The 17219-nt window shown below is 70.3% G+C and carries 12 protein-coding genes; 8 read left to right on the forward strand and 4 right to left on the reverse strand.

Annotated elements, in window-relative coordinates; genetic code table 11:
* Positions 1 to 44: 44 nt before the first annotated feature.
* Positions 45 to 1388, reverse strand: coding sequence for a glycoside hydrolase family 18 protein (locus tag ACLJOK_RS07345; RefSeq protein ID WP_410817076.1), 1344 nt, complete (start codon positions 1386 to 1388; stop codon positions 45 to 47).
* A gap of 146 nt (positions 1389 to 1534) precedes the next feature.
* Between ACLJOK_RS07345 and ACLJOK_RS07350 the strand changes: the two genes are divergently transcribed.
* Positions 1535 to 2419 carry a bile acid:sodium symporter family protein gene (locus ACLJOK_RS07350; protein WP_410817077.1) on the forward strand — a complete coding sequence of 295 codons (885 nt, stop codon included), beginning with the start codon at positions 1535 to 1537 and terminating at the stop codon, positions 2417 to 2419.
* Positions 2420 to 2510: 91 nt separating this feature from the next.
* Here the strand turns inward: ACLJOK_RS07350 and ACLJOK_RS07355 are convergent, their stop codons facing one another.
* On the reverse strand, positions 2511 to 2930 hold the full coding sequence (locus tag ACLJOK_RS07355; protein WP_238676847.1) for a PPOX class F420-dependent oxidoreductase: 420 nt from the start codon (positions 2928 to 2930) through the stop codon (positions 2511 to 2513).
* Between the two features lie 217 nt (positions 2931 to 3147).
* On the opposite strand from ACLJOK_RS07355, the gene ACLJOK_RS07360 reads away from it, so the two are divergent.
* Together ACLJOK_RS07360 and ACLJOK_RS07365 are read left to right on the forward strand one after the other, a co-directional pair.
* The gene (locus ACLJOK_RS07360) at positions 3148 to 5112 is read left to right on the forward strand and encodes a beta-propeller domain-containing protein (RefSeq protein ID WP_410817079.1); all 1965 of its coding nucleotides are present in this window, start codon (positions 3148 to 3150) and stop codon (positions 5110 to 5112) included.
* 100 nt (positions 5113 to 5212) lie between these two features.
* On the forward strand, positions 5213 to 6106 hold the full coding sequence (locus tag ACLJOK_RS07365) for an NAD-dependent epimerase/dehydratase family protein (RefSeq protein ID WP_410817081.1): 894 nt from the start codon (positions 5213 to 5215) through the stop codon (positions 6104 to 6106).
* A gap of 1 nt (position 6107) precedes the next feature.
* On the opposite strand, the gene ACLJOK_RS07370 is transcribed toward ACLJOK_RS07365, so the two are convergent.
* Positions 6108 to 7205, reverse strand: a complete 1098-nt coding sequence (locus tag ACLJOK_RS07370) for a glycoside hydrolase family protein (protein WP_410817082.1) — start codon at positions 7203 to 7205, stop codon at positions 6108 to 6110.
* Positions 7206 to 7550: 345 nt separating this feature from the next.
* Between ACLJOK_RS07370 and ACLJOK_RS07375 the strand changes: the two genes are divergently transcribed.
* On the forward strand, positions 7551 to 11147 hold the full coding sequence (locus ACLJOK_RS07375) for a family 78 glycoside hydrolase catalytic domain (protein ID WP_410817083.1): 3597 nt from the start codon (positions 7551 to 7553) through the stop codon (positions 11145 to 11147).
* A gap of 52 nt (positions 11148 to 11199) precedes the next feature.
* Here the strand turns inward: ACLJOK_RS07375 and ACLJOK_RS07380 are convergent, their stop codons facing one another.
* Positions 11200 to 12231 (reverse strand): LacI family DNA-binding transcriptional regulator, encoded by a 1032-nt coding sequence (locus ACLJOK_RS07380; protein ID WP_410817085.1) that lies wholly within the window; start codon positions 12229 to 12231, stop codon positions 11200 to 11202.
* 195 nt (positions 12232 to 12426) lie between these two features.
* Between ACLJOK_RS07380 and ACLJOK_RS07385 the strand changes: the two genes are divergently transcribed.
* The 4 genes from ACLJOK_RS07385 to rhaS are packed head-to-tail and all read left to right on the forward strand — an operon-like array spanning position 12427 to position 17176.
* Entirely contained in the window at positions 12427 to 13950 is a 1524-nt protein-coding gene (locus ACLJOK_RS07385) for a sugar ABC transporter ATP-binding protein (RefSeq protein ID WP_410817086.1), read from the forward strand.
* Complete coding sequence (locus ACLJOK_RS07390; protein WP_410817088.1) at positions 13947 to 15008, forward strand: ABC transporter permease; 1062 nt, start codon at positions 13947 to 13949, stop codon at positions 15006 to 15008. Before ACLJOK_RS07385 ends, ACLJOK_RS07390 begins: the two co-directional genes overlap by 4 nt.
* On the forward strand, positions 14998 to 16053 hold the full coding sequence (locus tag ACLJOK_RS07395; protein WP_410817090.1) for an ABC transporter permease: 1056 nt from the start codon (positions 14998 to 15000) through the stop codon (positions 16051 to 16053). Before ACLJOK_RS07390 ends, ACLJOK_RS07395 begins: the two co-directional genes overlap by 11 nt.
* Positions 16054 to 16090: 37 nt before the next feature.
* On the forward strand, positions 16091 to 17176 hold the full coding sequence (gene rhaS / locus ACLJOK_RS07400; protein ID WP_410817092.1) for a rhamnose ABC transporter substrate-binding protein: 1086 nt from the start codon (positions 16091 to 16093) through the stop codon (positions 17174 to 17176).
* Positions 17177 to 17219 lie beyond the last annotated feature (43 nt).

Consider the following 17219-nt stretch of genomic DNA (forward strand, 5'->3'; position numbering starts at 1 on the left):
ACCGAACGATCGGTCGGCGGCGGGCCGGGTCGAAGGGAGTACGGCTACCAGGTGGTCAGGCCGAGGCCGATCGTCTTGGTCAGCGTGGCGTTGTCGTCGTCGCCGTCGAGCGACCAGATCATGGCGCCGGCCAGACCGGCCCGTCGGATGTAGAGGGTCTTCTGCAACACGACCGCCGGGTCGTCGTACGTCCACAACGTCGTACCGTCGAACAACCAGGCGTGCCCGGCGCGCAGGTCGCGGTGCACTGTGTAGCCGTTGGCGGCCAGGGTCTTGAGCTGCTTGTAGTCCTCGTACCCGGCCTCGAAGGTTGCCGGCGCGGGCCCGGTGGCCGGCTGGAACAGGCCGTTGCCGCCGCCGGTGATGCCGGTCCAACCGCGACCGTAGTAGGGGATGCCGAGCACGAGCTTGTCCCGCGGCGCGCCACGGGCGATCCACCCGTCGATGGCCACCTCGACGGAGAAGTCCGGGTTGTCCGGGGCGCCCGCCGGGACGCGCAGCGCCGACTGCTGGTTGGCCCGTGCGTCCCAGCCGCCGTGGAAGTCGTACCCCTGCACGGTGGCGAAGTCCAGGTACTTGAAGATCTTGCGGCCCTCGTAGCCGGCGTCCATGGTGGCCGGGCTGGCCGGCAGGAACGCGGTCAGCGGGTGGTGCTCCCGGGTCGTGCGCCCGTACGCGTCGAGCTGCCGGCGGAACTCGGCGAGCAGCTTGGTGAAGTTCTCCCGGTCCTCCGGGCGGATGACGTTGCCGGGCTCACCCTCCCAGTTGGGCCACTCCCAGTCGAGGTCGATGCCGTCGAAGACCCCGGCGGCGGCACCTGGGCCGCCGGCGGCACCGTCCCCGCCGGGCAGGTTGCCCTTGAGGTAGAGGTCGATGCAGGACGTGACGAACGCCTTGCGGGAGGCGTCGGTGCGGGCGGCGTTCGAGAAGTACGTCGACCAGCTCCAGCCGCCGAGCGAGATCAGCACCTGCAGTTTGGGGTGCTTGGCCTTGAGCTTGGCGAGCTGGCCGAAGTTGCCGTTGAGCGCCTGGCCCGGTGCGTCAGCGACGCCGTCGACGCTCTCCTCGGCCGGTACGGGGCGCTGGTAGTCGGCCCAGGCGTCGCCCTCACCCGGCCCACCGTCCACATAGCAGCGGCCGTCCTCACTGACGTTGCCGAAGGCGTAGTTGAGGTGGGTGAGGCGGCTCGCCGCCCCGGAGGTTTCGAGCTTCTTGACCGGGAAGGCCCGGCCGTAGATGCCCCACTGGGTGAAGTAGCCGACCCGGTGGTAACCGGTGCGACGCTGGTGGTTGTCACCGGCGCTGGCGGCGGCGGGCGGAGCGGCGGTGACCAGCAGGGTCGCCAGGGCGACGACGGCGGTGAGACGGCGGTGGCGGAATGGTCGCATCGGCACACTCCCACGAGACATCAAGCAGAATTAGTAAAGAGACTTATCTGATTGATGAAGTTAAGCCGATCACCCTCCGGGGTCAAGAGCCGTCCAGCCAGATGGAGGATTGTGACGGCGTTACCCGGTGGTAACGATGTTGTGCCATGGACTCCGCCCTGACTCTGATCGGCCTGCCCATCGCCCTCGGCATCATCATGCTCGGTCTCGGTCTCGGACTGACCATCGCGGACTTCCGCCGGGTGGCCCAGCATCCACGCGCCGCCGTCATCGCCCTGGTGTGCCAGGTGCTGGTGCTGCCGGCGCTCTGCTTCTGCCTCGTCCTCGCGTTCGACCTGGCGCCCGAGCTGGCCGTCGGCATGATGCTGCTGGCCGCCTCACCTGGCGGCACCACGGCCAACCTCTACAGCCACCTGTTCGGCGGACATGTCGCGCTGAACATCACCCTGACCGCCATCAACTCGGTGCTCGCCGTGTTCACCCTGCCGATCCTGGTCAACCTGTCGGCGGCGTACTTCCTGCCCGAGGGCAGGAGCATCGGCCTGCAGTTCGACAAGGTGCTCCAGGTCTTCGCCATCGTGCTCGTCCCGGTCGCGATCGGCATGCTCATCCGGGCGCGGATGCCGCACCTGGCCGAGCGGCTGAACCGCCCGGTCCGGATCCTCTCCGTCGTCGTTCTCGTCGCGGTGATCGCCGGCGCGGTGCTCGGCGAGCGGGAGAACATCGCCGACTACTTCGTCTCGGTCGGCTTGGCCGTGCTCGCCTTCAACCTGCTCAGCCTCGCCATCGGGTACGGGGCGCCGCGCCTCGCCGGTGTCGACCGGAGCGCCGCGACGGCCGCCGGGTTCGAGATCGGCATCCACAACAGCACCCTGGCCATCACGATCGCGCTCAGCCCGGCGCTGCTCAACAGCACCCAGATGGCGATCCCGGGCGCCGTCTACGGCATCGTCATGTTCTTCACCGCAGCGGCCTTCGGCTACCTGGTGACCCGCGTCGGCGCCCGGTCCTCCACCGCCCTGACGCCCTGACAGCTGACGCCCTGACGGCTGACGCCCTGACGGCTGACGCCCTTGTCGTCCTGACGGCAGCCGTCAGGACGACAAGGGCGGGCGGCAGCGGTCAGCCGACCTGGTTGTTGTCCTTCTGCGCGCCCCAACCGTGCCAGCGGTCGATCTCGATCAGGGCGCTGACCCGGGCACGCTCCCGGCGCGGGTACGCGTTGCCCGTGTAGTGCTTCGACAGCCGGTCGATGTCCGCGAGGCCCTCGTCGGCGCGCAGCTCGGCGACGTGCCCGATGATGCTGACGTGGGTGTACCAGCCAGCCTCGTCGAGCACTGTGAGGGACACCCGGGGGTCGTTGCGGACGTGCTCCAGCCGGCGGCGGCTCTCGTCCATGTTCACCAGGATCCGGCCGTCCTCCCACAGGTACCAGGTGGCGGCGGACACCGGCTGGCCACCGTTGCGAAGGGTGGTCATGACGGCGGGGTTCGGCTTCTGGAGCATGGCGACCGCGGCCTCGGGAAGCGGTGGCTTGGACATGAAGTCTCCTCTTCGCGTCAGGGGGTTACCCCTGCACGTTACGCACCCGCTGGTCCGCTCCGGTCCGAATGGGGCGCACGCTCGAACCCCTGTCGATTACTCGGCTCGAGGTTCGCATTCGGGGAACCCAGCCCAGGGCAGCCACGTCGTAGGGGGCATGACGCGTAGCAGCGCCCACGTAACCCAGCCAACGGCCGCCAACGGCGCCCCCCGAGTCATGACTCCAGCTCGCGCCATGGGCCTGGCCCTGGTCGCAGGGCTGGCGCTGGTCACCGGCTGTACAGCGGAGCCGGCCCCCGCGCCGCCACCTGACCGGGGAGTGCCGGCCGGCGGGTTCCGGCTCGTCGCGTTCGACTCCTGCCCGGAGGCGCTGCGGCAGCTGAAGACGGCTGCCAGCGCGTACGTCGGGCCCTGGGGGTTCGGGTTGAACGGGGACGCGCGCGCCTCTCACATCCTCGAACGCGCTGCGGCGCCCGCCGCGGCGGGGGCTGCGGATGCGGCGTCCAAGGCCGCCGCCCCCGGCTACTCGGGCACCAACAGCCACGAGGCCGGGGCCGATGAACCGGACCTGGTCAAGACCGACGGCAGGCGGATCGTCACAGTGCAGCACGGCACGCTGTACGTGGTCGACCCGGCCACCCGCCAGCTGACCGGAGAGCTGGAACTGGCACCGGGCGCCGATCAGTTCGGCGGGGCCGAGGACGCCCTGCTGCTGCACGGTGACCGGGCGCTGGTGCTGCGCCGCGACGGGTGGGCCGGAAGGTTCAAACCGGACGTCTCCGAGGGAGGCGGGCGGGTCGTGGACGCTCCGACGCCGGATGGCATCGTCGGCCCTAAGCTGACCATGGTCGACCTGTCCGGCCAGCCGAAAATCATCGGCGAATACCGAATCGACGGCAATCTGGTGGACGCCCGCCAGGTCGGCACAACGGTCCGGGTCGTGGTCCGCTCCGAGCCCCGGTTGAACTTCCCGCATCGGGAACGGGCCACCGATGAGCAGCGCACCACCGCCAACCGCGAGATCATCGACAACGCCACCGCCGACGACTGGCTGCCCCGGTACGAGGTCACCTCCGGCGGGCGAACCAGCGCCGGACGGGTCGGCTGCGAACGGGTGAGCCGGCCGGCCGTCTACTCCGGCACGTCGCTGGTGACCGTGCTCAGCTTCGACCTCGGTGCAGCCGCGCTCGGTGCTGGCGACCCGGTCACCGTGATCGCCGACGGCGACACCGTCTACAGCAACGGACCCCGGCTGTACGTCGCCAACGATCAGCGCTGGCGGGTGCTGCCGAGTCTGACCGCGCGGAACATCGCACCGGATCCCAGGGACGAGACCACCGAGATCTACCAGTTCGACATCACTGGCACCGGTGCCCCGCGATACGTCGCCGCCGCGTCCGTACCGGGCTGGCTCGTCAACCAGTACGCCATGTCCGAGTGGGACGGGCATCTGAGAGTGGCCACCACCAGTGGCCGTACATGGGGCGACAGGCCGAACTCGACGTCCAGCGTGTATGTCCTGCGTGCCGACGGCACGGCGCTGACCCAGGTCGGGAAGGTCACCGGGCTGGGCAAGGGCGAACGGATATACGCGGTACGGTTCGTCGGTGGCACCGGGTACGTCGTCACCTTCCGGCAGACCGACCCGCTCTACACAGTCGATCTGCGTGATCCGGGGGTGCCGAAGGTGACCGGCGAACTGAAGATCAACGGGTATTCGGCGTACCTGCATCCGGCCGGCGAAGGACGGCTGCTCGGTGTTGGGCAGGAGGCGTCCGGCCAGGGCCGTCTCCAGGGCACCCAGCTCTCGCTCTTCGACGTCTCCTCCCCGGCCAAGCCGACCCGGGTCGCCCAGTATCACGTCAAGCAGGGTCACTCCGAGGCGGAGTTCGACCCGCACGCGTTCCTCTACTGGCCGGCGGAACGCCTGGTCGTGGTCCCACTGACCGCTTACGGCACGGGCCGGCCGAGCAACGTGGCTGTGGCCTTGCGAGCCGGCGACGGCGGGTTCACCGAGGTCGGCACGGTCGACCACACGCCGGACACGGGAGGTCCCGAGGGTTTGACGCCGATCCGCCGGTCACTGGTGGTCGACGGAGTGCTCTGGACCGTCTCCGCCGGTGGCCTCAAGGCGACCAGCCTCTCCACGATGAAGACCCTCGGCTGGCTGCCTACGGCGTGAACGGCGTGGTGGTGTCCGGCGTGGGGTAGTGCCGCTGTTCGGAGGGGGTCGGTCCGCACCCGCGTCCGGGGCGTCGCGCCTCACCGGAGAAGATGTCAGCATGAGCGATTCCGTACTGCCCGGGCGTGTCGTCGTCACCGGTGCCACCGGCAAGCTCGGCCGTGCCGTGGTCGCGCACCTGCGCGCCGTGGGCGTCGACGTGCTGGCTGTGGACCGCGCCGGTGGCCGCGACCCACGCGACGTGAACGGCGAGTTCCTGCTGGTCGACCTGACCGACTACGGGCAGGTGGTGGAGGCGTTCACCGGGGGCGCCGACGAGCACGCGGGCGGCGTCGACGCGGTCGTGCACCTCGCCGCGATCCCGGCCCCCGGGCTGATGTCGAACGCGACGACCTTCGCGAACAACTCGGCCGCAACGTACAACGTGTTCGCCGCGGCCCGGGCGGCCGGCATCAAGCGGGTCGTGTGGGCGTCGAGCGAGACGGTGCTCGGGCTGCCGTTCGACACCCCACCGCCGTACGCGCCGGTCGACGAGGAGTACGCGCCGCGGCCCGAGTCGACGTACTCGTTGAACAAGGCCCTGGAGGAGGAGATGGCCCGGCACTTCTGCCGGTGGGACCCGGAGCTGGTCATGGTGGGGCTGCGCTTCTCCAACGTGATGGACGTCGAGGACTACGCGCCGTTCCCCTCGTTCGACGCCGACCCGCAGCTGCGCCGGTGGAACCTGTGGGGCTACATCGACGCCCGGGACGGGGCCCAGGCGGTCGAGCGCGCGCTCGCGCACGACCAGCCCGGTGCCGACGTCTTCGTCATCGCCAACGCCGACACCGTCATGACCAGGTCCAGCGCCAGCCTGATGGCCGAGGTCTACCCGGGCGTCGAAATCCGTAAGGAGCTGGGTGAGCACGAGACGCTGCTCAGCATCGACAAGGCCCGCCGGGTGCTGGGGTACGAGCCGCAGCACTCCTGGCGGAACCACGTCGACCCGAGGTAGATCAGCGTGCCGCCTGGTAGGCGCGGCCGACGGCGGTCGCCGTGCTGCCGGTGCGGAACAGGCCGGTCTGGTCCTTGTCGGTGGCGGGCAGGCCGAACCACGCGTACCGCTGTAGCCAGGACAGCCCACCCAGCATGCGGGTCGCCGCGGTGAGGAACGCGGCCTGCTGTGCCTGGGTGGGAAAGCGGACGCCGTTGGAGAAGTCGATCAGGGCGAACTCGGTGAGCCAGACCGGCAGCTTGTACCGGTCGTGCACGGCCTGGAGGTACGACCTGAGCTGGTTGACCGCGCTGGCGGTGGTGAAGTCGCCGCCATACCAGTGCAGGGCGATGAAGTCGACGCGGTAGCCGCGCTGCTTCGCCCCGGCCATGAACCGGTCGAGCCATTCGCCTGGCCGGTCGCCACCCCAGGCCACCGCCGGGCTGCCCAGCGGAAGGCCGGTGGCCTGCAACTGCGGCCACAGCTCCAACGCCTGTTCGACGGTCATCTCCGCCTGACCCTTCAGGTCCGGCTCGTTGAACCCGAGCAGGTAGCGGCCGTTCTTCTCGGCCTGTTGCAGGTTGCTGGCGGTGACGCTCTTCGCCCCCCAGATCATCGGGACGAACTCGGCGCCCTTCGGGCTGGTGACACCCGAGTGGGCCACGTCCCAGGTGTAGTACCAACTCGCCCCGGAGTTCGCCAGCGCCTGGCTGACGCCGTCGAACTTCCACACCCCGACGCCCTTGCGCTTCGAGGTCGCCACCGGGGCCGCCGGAGCGACCGGACGCCCGGTTGTCGGCTTCGCCGTCGGCGTCGGCGTCGCCCCCGTCGGGCTCGTGGTGGCGGCGGGCGTGGTCGCGCTGGGCGCGCCGGGCTGTGGGCTCGCGGGCGGCGGCGCGTCGAGCGCCTGTGTCGCCGCCGGGGCGGGCGTCGGCCCGGTCGGCTGCACCACGACGATCACACCCGTCACCAGTACGGCGACCACGGCGGCCACGAGAAGCGGCCACAGCAGCCGCCTCGCGCCGATCGGGAGGCGGCCGAGCAGACCGCGGCGGGGTTCCGCGTGGGCGCCCCGGGTAACCCCTGGTGTGACGGCTCCATCCGGACCGGATCCGCGCATCGTCTCGACTCCTTCATGTGGTCGTACCGCTACCTGTCGTGGGGGCTGGCGGAAGATCCGCTACAGCCTCCCCTCAGGAGACTCACCGGTCGCACCGGGATAACAGTTTTCACCGCTGGTGTCGGTCGTCGATCACCAGACGTCCAACGGGATCGGATTCATCGCCGTCAACGTCTTCACTTGACCATGACGAGCGCGTAACCTACCTGAAACGATTCATTAACCCGGAGGCCGACCCCTGCCGCCACACCGTGCAGAGAAGGATGAGGGCCAGGAATGATGCGCACGTCGCGGCGTCACGCCGCACTTTCCGCACTTCTCGTGCTGCTGACTGGCCTGACGCCGATGGCGGCACCGCACTCGGCGACCGCCGCGCCGGCCGCCGCAGCGTTGACGGCGACCGACCTGACCGCCGAACGGGCCACCGCGCCGATTGGCCTGGACGTGGCGCGACCCCGCCTCGGCTGGCGGATCGACGCCACCACCCGGGGCGTGGTCCAGGAGTCCTACCAGGTGCGTGTCGCCACCAGCACGGACCGCCTCGGCGCCCCCGACGTCTGGGACAGCGGCCGGGTCCGGTCGCGGCAGAGCACTCTCGTCCCGTACGCCGGCCCGGCCCTGCGGCCACGGACCCGCTACGCCTGGCAGGTCCAGGTCTGGGACACCGCCGGCAACGCCTCCGGGTGGAGCACGCCGACGTTCTGGGAGACCGGCGTGCAGGGTGGCGCTGGTTGGCAGGCCGACTGGATCGGGTTGCCGTCGCCCACCGAATCCTGGACCGACTACACGGTGCAGACGACGGTCCGGTTGGAGCGCGACGCGGCCGGGATCTTCCTGCGCGCCCGCGGCGCGGGCAACGCGTACATGTGGCAGTTCTCCATCACCGGCGGCAGCGCCAAGCTGCGCCCGCACGCCCGGGTCAACGGCGCCTGGACAGTGCTCAAGGAGGTGCCGCTCGGCGCTGTCGTACCGGCCGACAAGCTGACCACGCCGCACACAGTGCGCATCACGGCGGCTGGGAACACCATCACCACCTGGGTCGACGGCACCCAAGTCGACGTCACCACCAGCACCGCCCACCAGACCGGCTCGGTCGGCCTGCGGACCAACGGGCTGGAGTCCGGCGTCTTCTCCGCCTTCTCCGTGACCAGCGGAGGTCAGACACTCTTCGCGGCTCCGCTCACCGACGGGGTGAACCCGTTCGGGGCCGGCACTGCCACATCGGCCGGCCTGCGGGTCGGCGGCGACACCGAGGCCATGCTCGTCGCGCTCGACGCGAACCCGTTGCTGCGGCGGAGCTTCCGGGTCGACGGTACTGTCGCCCGCGCCCGGATCTACGCCACCGCGCTCGGTGTCTACCAGCTCTCCCTCAACGGCCAGCGGGTCGGCGACCACGAGCTGGCACCCGGCTGGACCGACTACCACAAACGGGTGCAGTACCAGACGTACGACGTGACCGGCCAGCTCCGCCCCGGTGACAACGCCCTCGGCGCCCTGCTCGGCGACGGTTGGTACGCGGGCAGCATCGCCTGGTTCGGCACCGACAACTACGGCTCCCGGCCGCACCTGAGTGCGCAACTGCGCATCGACTACACCGACGGTCGCAGCGCGACGGTCAACACCGACGGATCGTGGCGCGCCACGCCCGGGCCGTTCCTGCAGAGCGACCTGATCCACGGTGAGACCTACGACGCGCGGCGGTTGCCGGCCGGCTGGGACCAGCCCGGCTTCAACGACGCCGGCTGGAAACCCGCCACCGTCGACGACGTCGACGCCACCGACAAGATCGTCGCCCAGGTCGACCCGCCGGTACGGGTCACGCAGGAGTTGCCGGCCCGGGTGCTGACCCAGCCCACCCCCGGCACCTGGATCTTCGACCTCGGCCAGAACATGGTGGGCAAGGTGCGGCTGAGGGTCAACGGCCCAGCCGGTTCCACGGTCCGCATCCGGCACGCCGAGGTGCTCAACCCGAACGGCACCGCGTACACCGCCAACCTGCGGACGGCCCGAGCCACCGACCTCTACACCCTGCGCGGTGGAGGCGCCGAGGTCTACGAGCCCACCTTCACCTTCCACGGCTTCCGCTACGTCGAGCTGACCGGCTATCCGGGCACCCCCGACCTGTCCTCGGTCACGGGCCTGGTGATGCACACCGACGGGGAGCTGACCAGCGAGTTCCAGACCTCCAACGCCATGGTGAACCGGCTACACAGCAACATCACCTGGGGGCAGCGCGGCAACTTCCTGTCCATCCCGACCGACACCCCGGCCCGCGACGAGCGACTCGGCTGGACCGGCGACATCAACGTCTTCGCCAACACCGCCACGTTCAACATGGACAGCCTGACGTTCCTCAGCAAGTGGTTGCAGGACCTGCGCGACGCGCAGTCGGCCAACGGCGCGTACCCCGACGTCGCGCCCCGCGCCTGCTGTGGGGATGGCGCGACGGGCTGGGCGGACGCCGGGATCACAGTGCCGTACGCGCTGTGGCAGCGCTACGGCGACACCCGGGTGATCGAGGAGCACTACGCGTCGATGGTGCGGTACGCGTCCTGGCTGGAGAGCACCAGCTCGGGCAACCTGCGGACCAACGCCGGCCCGTACCTCGACTGGCTCAACCTCGACGACCCGACGCCGGCCGGGGTGGTCGGCACCGCCTACTACGCGTACAGCATCCGGCTGCTGGGGGAGCTGGCCGCGGCCATCGGGCGCAACGCCGACGCGACCCGCTACGCCGCGCTGTCCACTGCCATCACCCAGTCGTTCGTCAACACCTACGTAGCGGCCGACGGAACCGTGCAGGGCGACAGCCAGACCGGATACGTGCTCGCCATCGGCATGGGCCTGCTGACCGACCCGCTGCGGGCCCGGGCCGCCGACCGGCTGGTCGCCAACGTGCAACGGCACGACTGGCACCTCTCCACCGGCTTCCTCGGCACACCGGACCTGCTGCCGGCGCTGAGTGACACCGGGCATCTCGACGTCGCCTACCGGCTGTTGCTCAACGACACCTACCCGTCGTGGGGCTACGAGATCGGCAAGGGCGCGACCACGATCTGGGAGCGCTGGGACTCCATCAAACCCGACGGCAGCTTCGGCGACGTGGGGATGAACTCCTTCAACCACTACGCGTACGGCGCTGTGGGCGACTGGATGTACCGGACCGTCGCCGGCATCCAGCCCGACGCCGGCAACCCCGGGTACGCGCACGTCACGTTCGCCCCCCAGCCGGGCGGCAACCTCACCTCGGCCAAGGCGTCGTACCGCTCGGCGTACGGCACGATCGGCAGCGACTGGGACCTCGACGCGCGCGGCGACATGCGGCTGCGCCTCACCCTGCCGGCGAACACCACGGCGACGGTGCGCTTCCCGGCACCCGCACGCGAGGCGGTCACCGAGGGCGGCCGGCCCGCGGAGCAGGCCGACGGGGTGCGGTTCGTCAGGATGGACGGCGCGGTCGCCGTGTACGAAATCGGATCCGGTTCCTACTCCTTCGCTGTCGTCCCACCGACGGACGCCTACGACCACGTCGACCTCGGTGTCGCGGCGTCCGAGCAGGCGCACCGCCTCACCGCCTCCACCTACTCGGGCACCAGCACCGAGGCCGGGCTGACCCGCCGCTACACCGATGTGACCCGCCCCGGCGGTTGGTTCGAGTTCGATCTCGCGGTCCGGCCCGGTGAACCGTTCGCGCTGCGCTCGGTCGAGACGTACGACGGGCTTCAGCTCAAGGACTACCAGGTGGTCGTGGACGGGGTGGTGGCGCACACGCGCTCGTGGCAGCGCACGGCGGGCGGGCCCGGCACGGTTAGCTACCAGTTCGTCGTCAACCTGCCGGACGCGACCCGGGACGGTGTCGTGCGGGTGCGGTACCAGGACACCGGCACCGGCTACGACCCGTCGATCGCCGACGTCTGGGCGATGCCCGGCCCGGCGGCCTGACCCGCCCGGGGCGACCCGAGCCGGCCGGCTCGTGGGTTCGTGGGTTCGTGGATCAGCGTCGGGTGCGTCGGGGCTGGTCGCTGGATCGGCGGACGACCAGCTCGGGCTGGAACACCACGTGCCGGTGCCGGTGCGTGTCGCCGGAATCGGCCTCCTCCAGCAGCAGCTCCGCCGCGGTGCGTCCGAGCTGGTCGCGGGGCTGGCGTACCGACGACAGCGGCACCGCCGCCGCGTCGGCGAACTCGATGTCGTCGTAGCCGACGATGGCCACGTCGGCCGGCACCCGCAGCCCACGCGCGGTCAGTTCCTGGAGTACGCCGAGAGCGAGCAGGTCGTTGGCGCAGAACACGGCGGTGGGGCGCTGCCGGGCCGGTAGGGCCAGCAGCTCCTCGGCGGCACGTCGGCCGGCGGCGACGGTCAGGCTGCTGGTGACCGCCACCCGGAGTTCGGCGGTGCCGCCGCGTTCCTTCAGCGCTGCGGCGGCTCCGGCGTGCCGGTCGGCGACCTGGGCGATGGAGACCGGTCCACCGAGGTAGGCGATGCGCTGATGGCCCTGGTCCAGCAGGTGGTCCATGGCGAGTCGGCCACCGAGGACGTCGTCGACCGCAACCGAGCAGCGGTTCGCTCGGCCCGTGCCCCGGTCCACCAGCACCACCGGGATGCCCCGGTCGATGAGCTTGTCCAGGTTGGGCTGGGGGCCGTGACCGACCGGGGTGATGAGGACGCCCCGGACCCGCTGCTCCTCCAGCAACTCCAGGTGGCGGCGCTCCCGGGCGCTGTCCTCGCCGCTGTTGCAGACGACGAGCATGGCGCCGGCTGCCTCGATCACCTGCTCGGCGCCCCGCACGACGTCGGTGAAGAAGGGGTTGGCCACGTCCAGCACCACGATGGCGACGGTGCGACTGTGCCCGGCACGGAGTTGACGCGCGGAGTCGTTGCGGACGTAACCGAGGGTGTTGATGGCGTCGAGCACCCGCTGGCGGGTGGCGGGGGCGACAGTGTCGGGCCGGTTGAGCACGTTGCTCACGGTGCCGAGGGAGACGCCCGCGTGCCGGGCGACCTCCTTGATGTTCGCCGTGCCCATGACTCCCTCAATGCCTGGTGCGGTGGTCGCGGCCCGAGCTGACCGGGTTCGCCGGCAGTCTATAGCGGCTAAAACGTTTCATCTATTCGACGTGGTGTGGCAACGGGGGAGAAATGACAGTGAAACTCTTGACGCTCTCGAAGGCCGGCCCATACGGTCCATGTCGATGCGTGAAACGATTCAGGAGGAGGTCGGATGACCGCCGAAGCACCGGACACGGACCGTGGTCCGCTGCTGGTACTCGACGGCGTGACGAAGTCCTTCGGGGCCGTCGCCGCGCTGCGCGGGGTGCGCCTGGCGCTGCACTCCGGCGAGGCGCACGCCCTGGTCGGCGAGAACGGCGCCGGCAAGTCCACACTGGTGAAGATCCTGGCCGGGGCACACGATCCGGACTCCGGCGAGATGACCCTCGACGGGCAGCCGCTGCGCCTTCGTGGCCCCGGTGACGCCCGGGCCGCCGGCATCGCCGTCATCTACCAGGAACCGACGCTCTTCCCGGACCTGTCGGTGGCGGAGAACATCTTCATGGGCCGGCAACCGCTTCGCCGTCTGCGCCGCATCGACACCGCGACGATGAACCGCGACGCGGCGACACTCTTCCAACGGCTGGGCGTCCGGATCGACCCGACCCGCCCCGCTCGCGGGCTCTCGATCGCCGACCAGCAACTCGTCGAGATCGCCAAGGCGATCTCCTTCGACGCCCGGGTCCTGGTCATGGACGAGCCCACGGCCGCACTGTCCGGTGTGGAGGTCGAACGCCTGTTCGCGGTCACCCGGTCACTCTGCGAGCGCGGGGCCGCGGTGCTGTTCATCTCGCACCGGTTCGACGAGGTCTTCGACCTGTGCCACCGCATCACAGTGCTCCGGGACGGCGCCTGGGTCTCCAGCGACCCCGCCGCGGACCTCACCGTCGACGAGGTGGTGCGGCGCATGGTCGGTCGGGACGTCTCCTCGCTCTACCCGAAGCAGGACGCCGAACTGCGCGACACCCTCCTCGAAGTCCGGGGGCTGACCCGGGCCGGAGTCTTCGCCGACGTGTCGTTCTCGGTCCGGGGTGGGGAGATCGTCGCCCTCGCCGGGCTGGTCGGGGCCGGGCGCAGCGAGGTCGTCCGCGCGATCTTCGGCGTCGACAGGTACGACACGGGTGAGGTGCTGGTGGCCGGCCGGGCTGTCCCGGCCGGGAACCCGGGCCGGGCAATCACCGCCGGCATGGCGCTGGTCCCCGAGGACCGTCGACAGCAGGGCCTGGTGATGGAGTTGTCGGTGGAGCGCAACGCCACCCTGGCCCGCCGCCGGGCGCTGAGCCGGATGGGCCTCCTGTTCGGGAGCGCCGAGCGCTCCGAGGCCCACCGCTGGACACGGCGGCTACAGGTGAAGGGCGCCCGGCTCGGGGCGCCCGTGGCGACCCTCTCCGGAGGCAACCAGCAGAAGGTAGTGCTCGCCAAGTGGCTGGCCACTGAACCACGGGTCCTGATCATCGACGAACCCACCCGTGGCATCGACGTCGGGACCAAGGCCGAGGTGCACCGTCTGCTCTCCGAGTTGGCCGGCGAAGGGCTGGCCATCCTGATGATCAGCAGTGAACTGCCCGAGGTGCTCGGCATGGCCGACCGGGTTCTCGTCATGCACGAGGGGCGACTGGTCCGCGAGCTGCCCCGGGCCGAGGCGGACGAGACCTCCATCATGTTCGCCGCCACCGGTCAGGGAGCGACCGCATGAGCCGCACCGGCGCTGTCGCGCCCGACCAGACCACCGAGCACGCCCCGACCGACCCCGGCCGGAAGCGCCGGGGCCTCACCGAGCGGCTGCTGGCCGTACGCGAGCTGAGCCTGCTGATCGCGCTCGGCCTGCTGGTCCTGGTCACGACCCTGCGCAACGACCGATTCCTGAGCGGCCAGGGCGTCAAGGATCTCCTGCTGGGCTGCGCGATCCTGGTGATCCTGGCGGTCGGTCAGACCCTTGTCATCGTCACTCGCAACGTCGACCTCTCCGTCGGCTCGATCCTGGGCTTGGTCGCCTTCGCCACCGGCACGTTGTTCGTCTCCGCCCCCGGCACCCCGTGGCCGGTGGCGCTCGTCCTCGGCGTCGCGTTGGGCGCGCTGTGCGGGGTTGTCAACGGCGGCCTGATCGCGGTGGCCCGCGTGCCCGCCCTGGTCATCACCCTCGGCACCCTCTACGTCTTCCGGGGCGTCGACTACTACTGGGCGTCCGGGCGGCAGATCAACGCCGCCGACATGCCACAGTCGTTCCTGCGGCTGGGCAACCAGACGGTGTTCGGCGTACCAGTGCTCTTCCTCGTCGCGCTGGTCGTCGTGGCCGCCGTCGGCTTCTACCTGCGCTCCTACCGCAGCGGCCGGGAGCTGTACGCGATCGGCTCCGAACCGGCCGCCGCCCGGCTCTCCGGCATCCCGGTGGGGCGGCGGGTGTTCACCGTCTTCGTGGCCAGTGGAGCACTCGCGGGGCTCGCCGGCGTGCTGTACGCGGCCCGGTTCGGCACCCTCGACGCGGCCGCCGGTACCGGCCTGGAACTCCAGGTCGTCGCCGCCGCCGTGGTCGGCGGGGTGGCGATCTTCGGTGGCAGCGGCAGTGCCTACGGCGCGGCGCTCGGCGCCGTGCTGCTGACCACGATCGGCAGCTCGCTCGCCGTTCTGCGCATCGACCCGTTCTGGCAGCAGGCCGTGGTCGGCGCACTCATCCTCGCCGCCATCGGGCTGGACCGGCTCCTGGCCCTGCGGGTGGCGGCCCGGCTCCGAGGGAGAAGCGCCCATGGCGCATGACAGCCTGTACGCGGCATCGCCCACCGCCGAGGCCGAGCCCGGCGCGGGCCGCATCGCCAGCCTGCGCGGGCTGCTCGGTTCCTGGGACGCGGTGATCGTCGTCGCTCTCGTGGTGGTCGTCCTGCTCGCCGGCCTGACCGTGGAGAACTTCGCGACCGGTCGCAACGCCCAGTTCCTGCTGCTCGATCTGGTGCCGCTGGCGCTCATCGCGCTACCGATGACCCTGATCGTGATCACTGGCGAGATCGACCTCTCCGTCGCCAGCATGGTGGGCCTGTGCAGCACCCTGATGGGCCAGCTCTGGCTCTCCAGCGGCCTGTCGCTGGAGTTGATCTGCGTCCTCGTGGTGCTGCTCGGCGCCGTGCTCGGCGCGGTGAACGGCCTCTTCGTCACCGGCTTCGGCCTGCCGTCGCTGGCGGTCACCATCGGCACGCTCGCCCTCTACCGCGGGCTGTCCTTCGTGGTGCTCGGCGACCAGGCCGTCGCCGACTTCCCAGCCGACTGGACAGCCGCCGTCGTGCGCAACATCCCCGGCACCTCCGTTCCGGTAGTGGTCGTGCCACTGCTGCTGCTCGCTGTGGTCTTCGCGGTCGTGCTGCACGCCACACCGGCCGGCCGGGCGCTCTACGCCATGGGCAACAACGACCAGGTCGCCACGTTCACCGGCGTCTCGGTCGCCCGGACGAAGTTCTGGCTCTTCGTGGTCTCGGGTGCCGTCTGCGGGCTGGTCGGCATCTTCTGGACCCTGCGCTACGCCAGCGCCCGCGGCGACAACGCCACCGGCCTGGAGCTGACGGTGGTGACCGCTGTCCTGCTCGGCGGTGTGTCGATCTTCGGCGGCCGGGGTGCGCTGCTCGGTGTGCTGGCCGGCGTCCTGCTCCTCGGCGTCCTGCGCAACGCGCTGCAACTCGCCGACGTCGACGCCAACGCGCTGACGATCGTCACCGGCACCCTGCTCGTCGCATCCGTCGTACTGCCCAACGCCGTCGCGGACGTCCGCGCCCGGCTGCACCGTCGACGACAACGGCAGCCCGCCGCGTCGTGACGTCCCCCGCGCACCAACCACCCCCGGAAGGATGACGATGTCCGCGTACCGCAGAGGGCTCCGCGTCGGGGCCACCAGCCTCACTCTCGCCGCACTGCTGTTGAGCGCCACGGCCTGTGGCGGCACCACCCGGGACGACACCGACAACGACGCCGGCGCCGGCAACCAGGCGAGCGGCGCCGCCAATCCCAACGCCGCTCTCCGCGAAGGTCTCAAGATCGCCTTTCTGCCGAAGCAGCTCAACAACCCGTACTTCACGGTCTCGGACAACGGCGGCAAGGACGCGGTCACCGAGATCAAGGGTGAGTTCAAGGAGGTCGGCCCCTCCGAGGCCAGCGCCTCGTCCCAGGTCAGCTACATCAACACCCTGTCTCAGCAGGGCATGGACGTGATCGTCACCTCGGCCAACGACCCGAACGCTATCTGCGGGGCGCTGAACCAGGCGAAGGCGGCCGGCGCGAAGATCGTCACCTTCGACTCGGACACCAAACCGGAGTGCCGCCAGGTCTTCGTCAACCAGGTCACCGCCGAGGGCATCGCGGAGAACCAGGTCAAACTTATCTCGGAGCAGATCGGCGGTGCCGGCGAGATCGCGATCCTCTCCGCCACCGCCAACGCGACCAACCAGAACGCCTGGATCGCATTGATGAAGACCGAGCTGGCGAAGCCCGAGTACAGCAAGATCAAGCTGGTCACCGTGGCGTACGGCAACGACGACGATCAGAAGTCCTTCCAGGAGACCCAGGGTCTGTTGCAGTCGTACCCGAACCTCAAGGGCATCATCTCGCCCACCACGGTCGGTGTCGCCGCCGCCGCCCGCTACCTCAGCGGGTCGCAGTACAAGGGCAAGGTCAAGCTGACCGGCCTGGGCACGCCGAACCAGATGCGCCAGTACGTCAAGGACGGCACCGTCGACGCGTTCGCCCTGTGGAGTCCGGCCGACCTCGGCTACCTCGCCGCGTACGCCGGTGCGGCCCTGGCCTCCGGTCAGATCACCGGCGCCGAGGGCGACAAGTTCAAGGCCGGCAAGCTCGGCGAGTTCACCGTCGCGAAGGACGGGGTGGTCATCCTCGGCCCGCCCACAGTGTTCGACAAGAACAACATCGACCAGTTCCAGTTCTGAGCGCCCTTCCGGTCGGTGCCGGCGCACGCCGTGCACCGACCGG

The organism is Micromonospora sp. 050-3 (genome assembly GCF_046549335.1).
Taxonomy (GTDB): Bacteria; Actinomycetota; Actinomycetes; order Mycobacteriales; family Micromonosporaceae; genus Micromonospora; species Micromonospora trifolii.

Bases quoted from the DNA above. Each gene is read 5' to 3' on its own strand.
- ACLJOK_RS07345 (WP_410817076.1), bottom strand. From the start codon at position 1,388: ATGCGACCATTCCGCCACCGCCGTCTCACCGCCGTCGTCGCCCTGGCG.
- ACLJOK_RS07350 (WP_410817077.1), top strand. From the start codon at position 1,535: ATGGACTCCGCCCTGACTCTGATCGGCCTGCCCATCGCCCTCGGCATC.
- ACLJOK_RS07355 (WP_238676847.1), bottom strand. From the start codon at position 2,930: ATGTCCAAGCCACCGCTTCCCGAGGCCGCGGTCGCCATGCTCCAGAAG.
- ACLJOK_RS07360 (WP_410817079.1), top strand. From the start codon at position 3,148: ATGACTCCAGCTCGCGCCATGGGCCTGGCCCTGGTCGCAGGGCTGGCG.
- ACLJOK_RS07365 (WP_410817081.1), top strand. From the start codon at position 5,213: ATGAGCGATTCCGTACTGCCCGGGCGTGTCGTCGTCACCGGTGCCACC.
- ACLJOK_RS07370 (WP_410817082.1), bottom strand. From the start codon at position 7,205: ATGCGCGGATCCGGTCCGGATGGAGCCGTCACACCAGGGGTTACCCGG.
- ACLJOK_RS07375 (WP_410817083.1), top strand. From the start codon at position 7,551: ATGGCGGCACCGCACTCGGCGACCGCCGCGCCGGCCGCCGCAGCGTTG.
- ACLJOK_RS07380 (WP_410817085.1), bottom strand. From the start codon at position 12,231: ATGGGCACGGCGAACATCAAGGAGGTCGCCCGGCACGCGGGCGTCTCC.
- ACLJOK_RS07385 (WP_410817086.1), top strand. From the start codon at position 12,427: ATGACCGCCGAAGCACCGGACACGGACCGTGGTCCGCTGCTGGTACTC.
- ACLJOK_RS07390 (WP_410817088.1), top strand. From the start codon at position 13,947: ATGAGCCGCACCGGCGCTGTCGCGCCCGACCAGACCACCGAGCACGCC.
- ACLJOK_RS07395 (WP_410817090.1), top strand. From the start codon at position 14,998: ATGGCGCATGACAGCCTGTACGCGGCATCGCCCACCGCCGAGGCCGAG.
- rhaS (WP_410817092.1), top strand. From the start codon at position 16,091: ATGTCCGCGTACCGCAGAGGGCTCCGCGTCGGGGCCACCAGCCTCACT.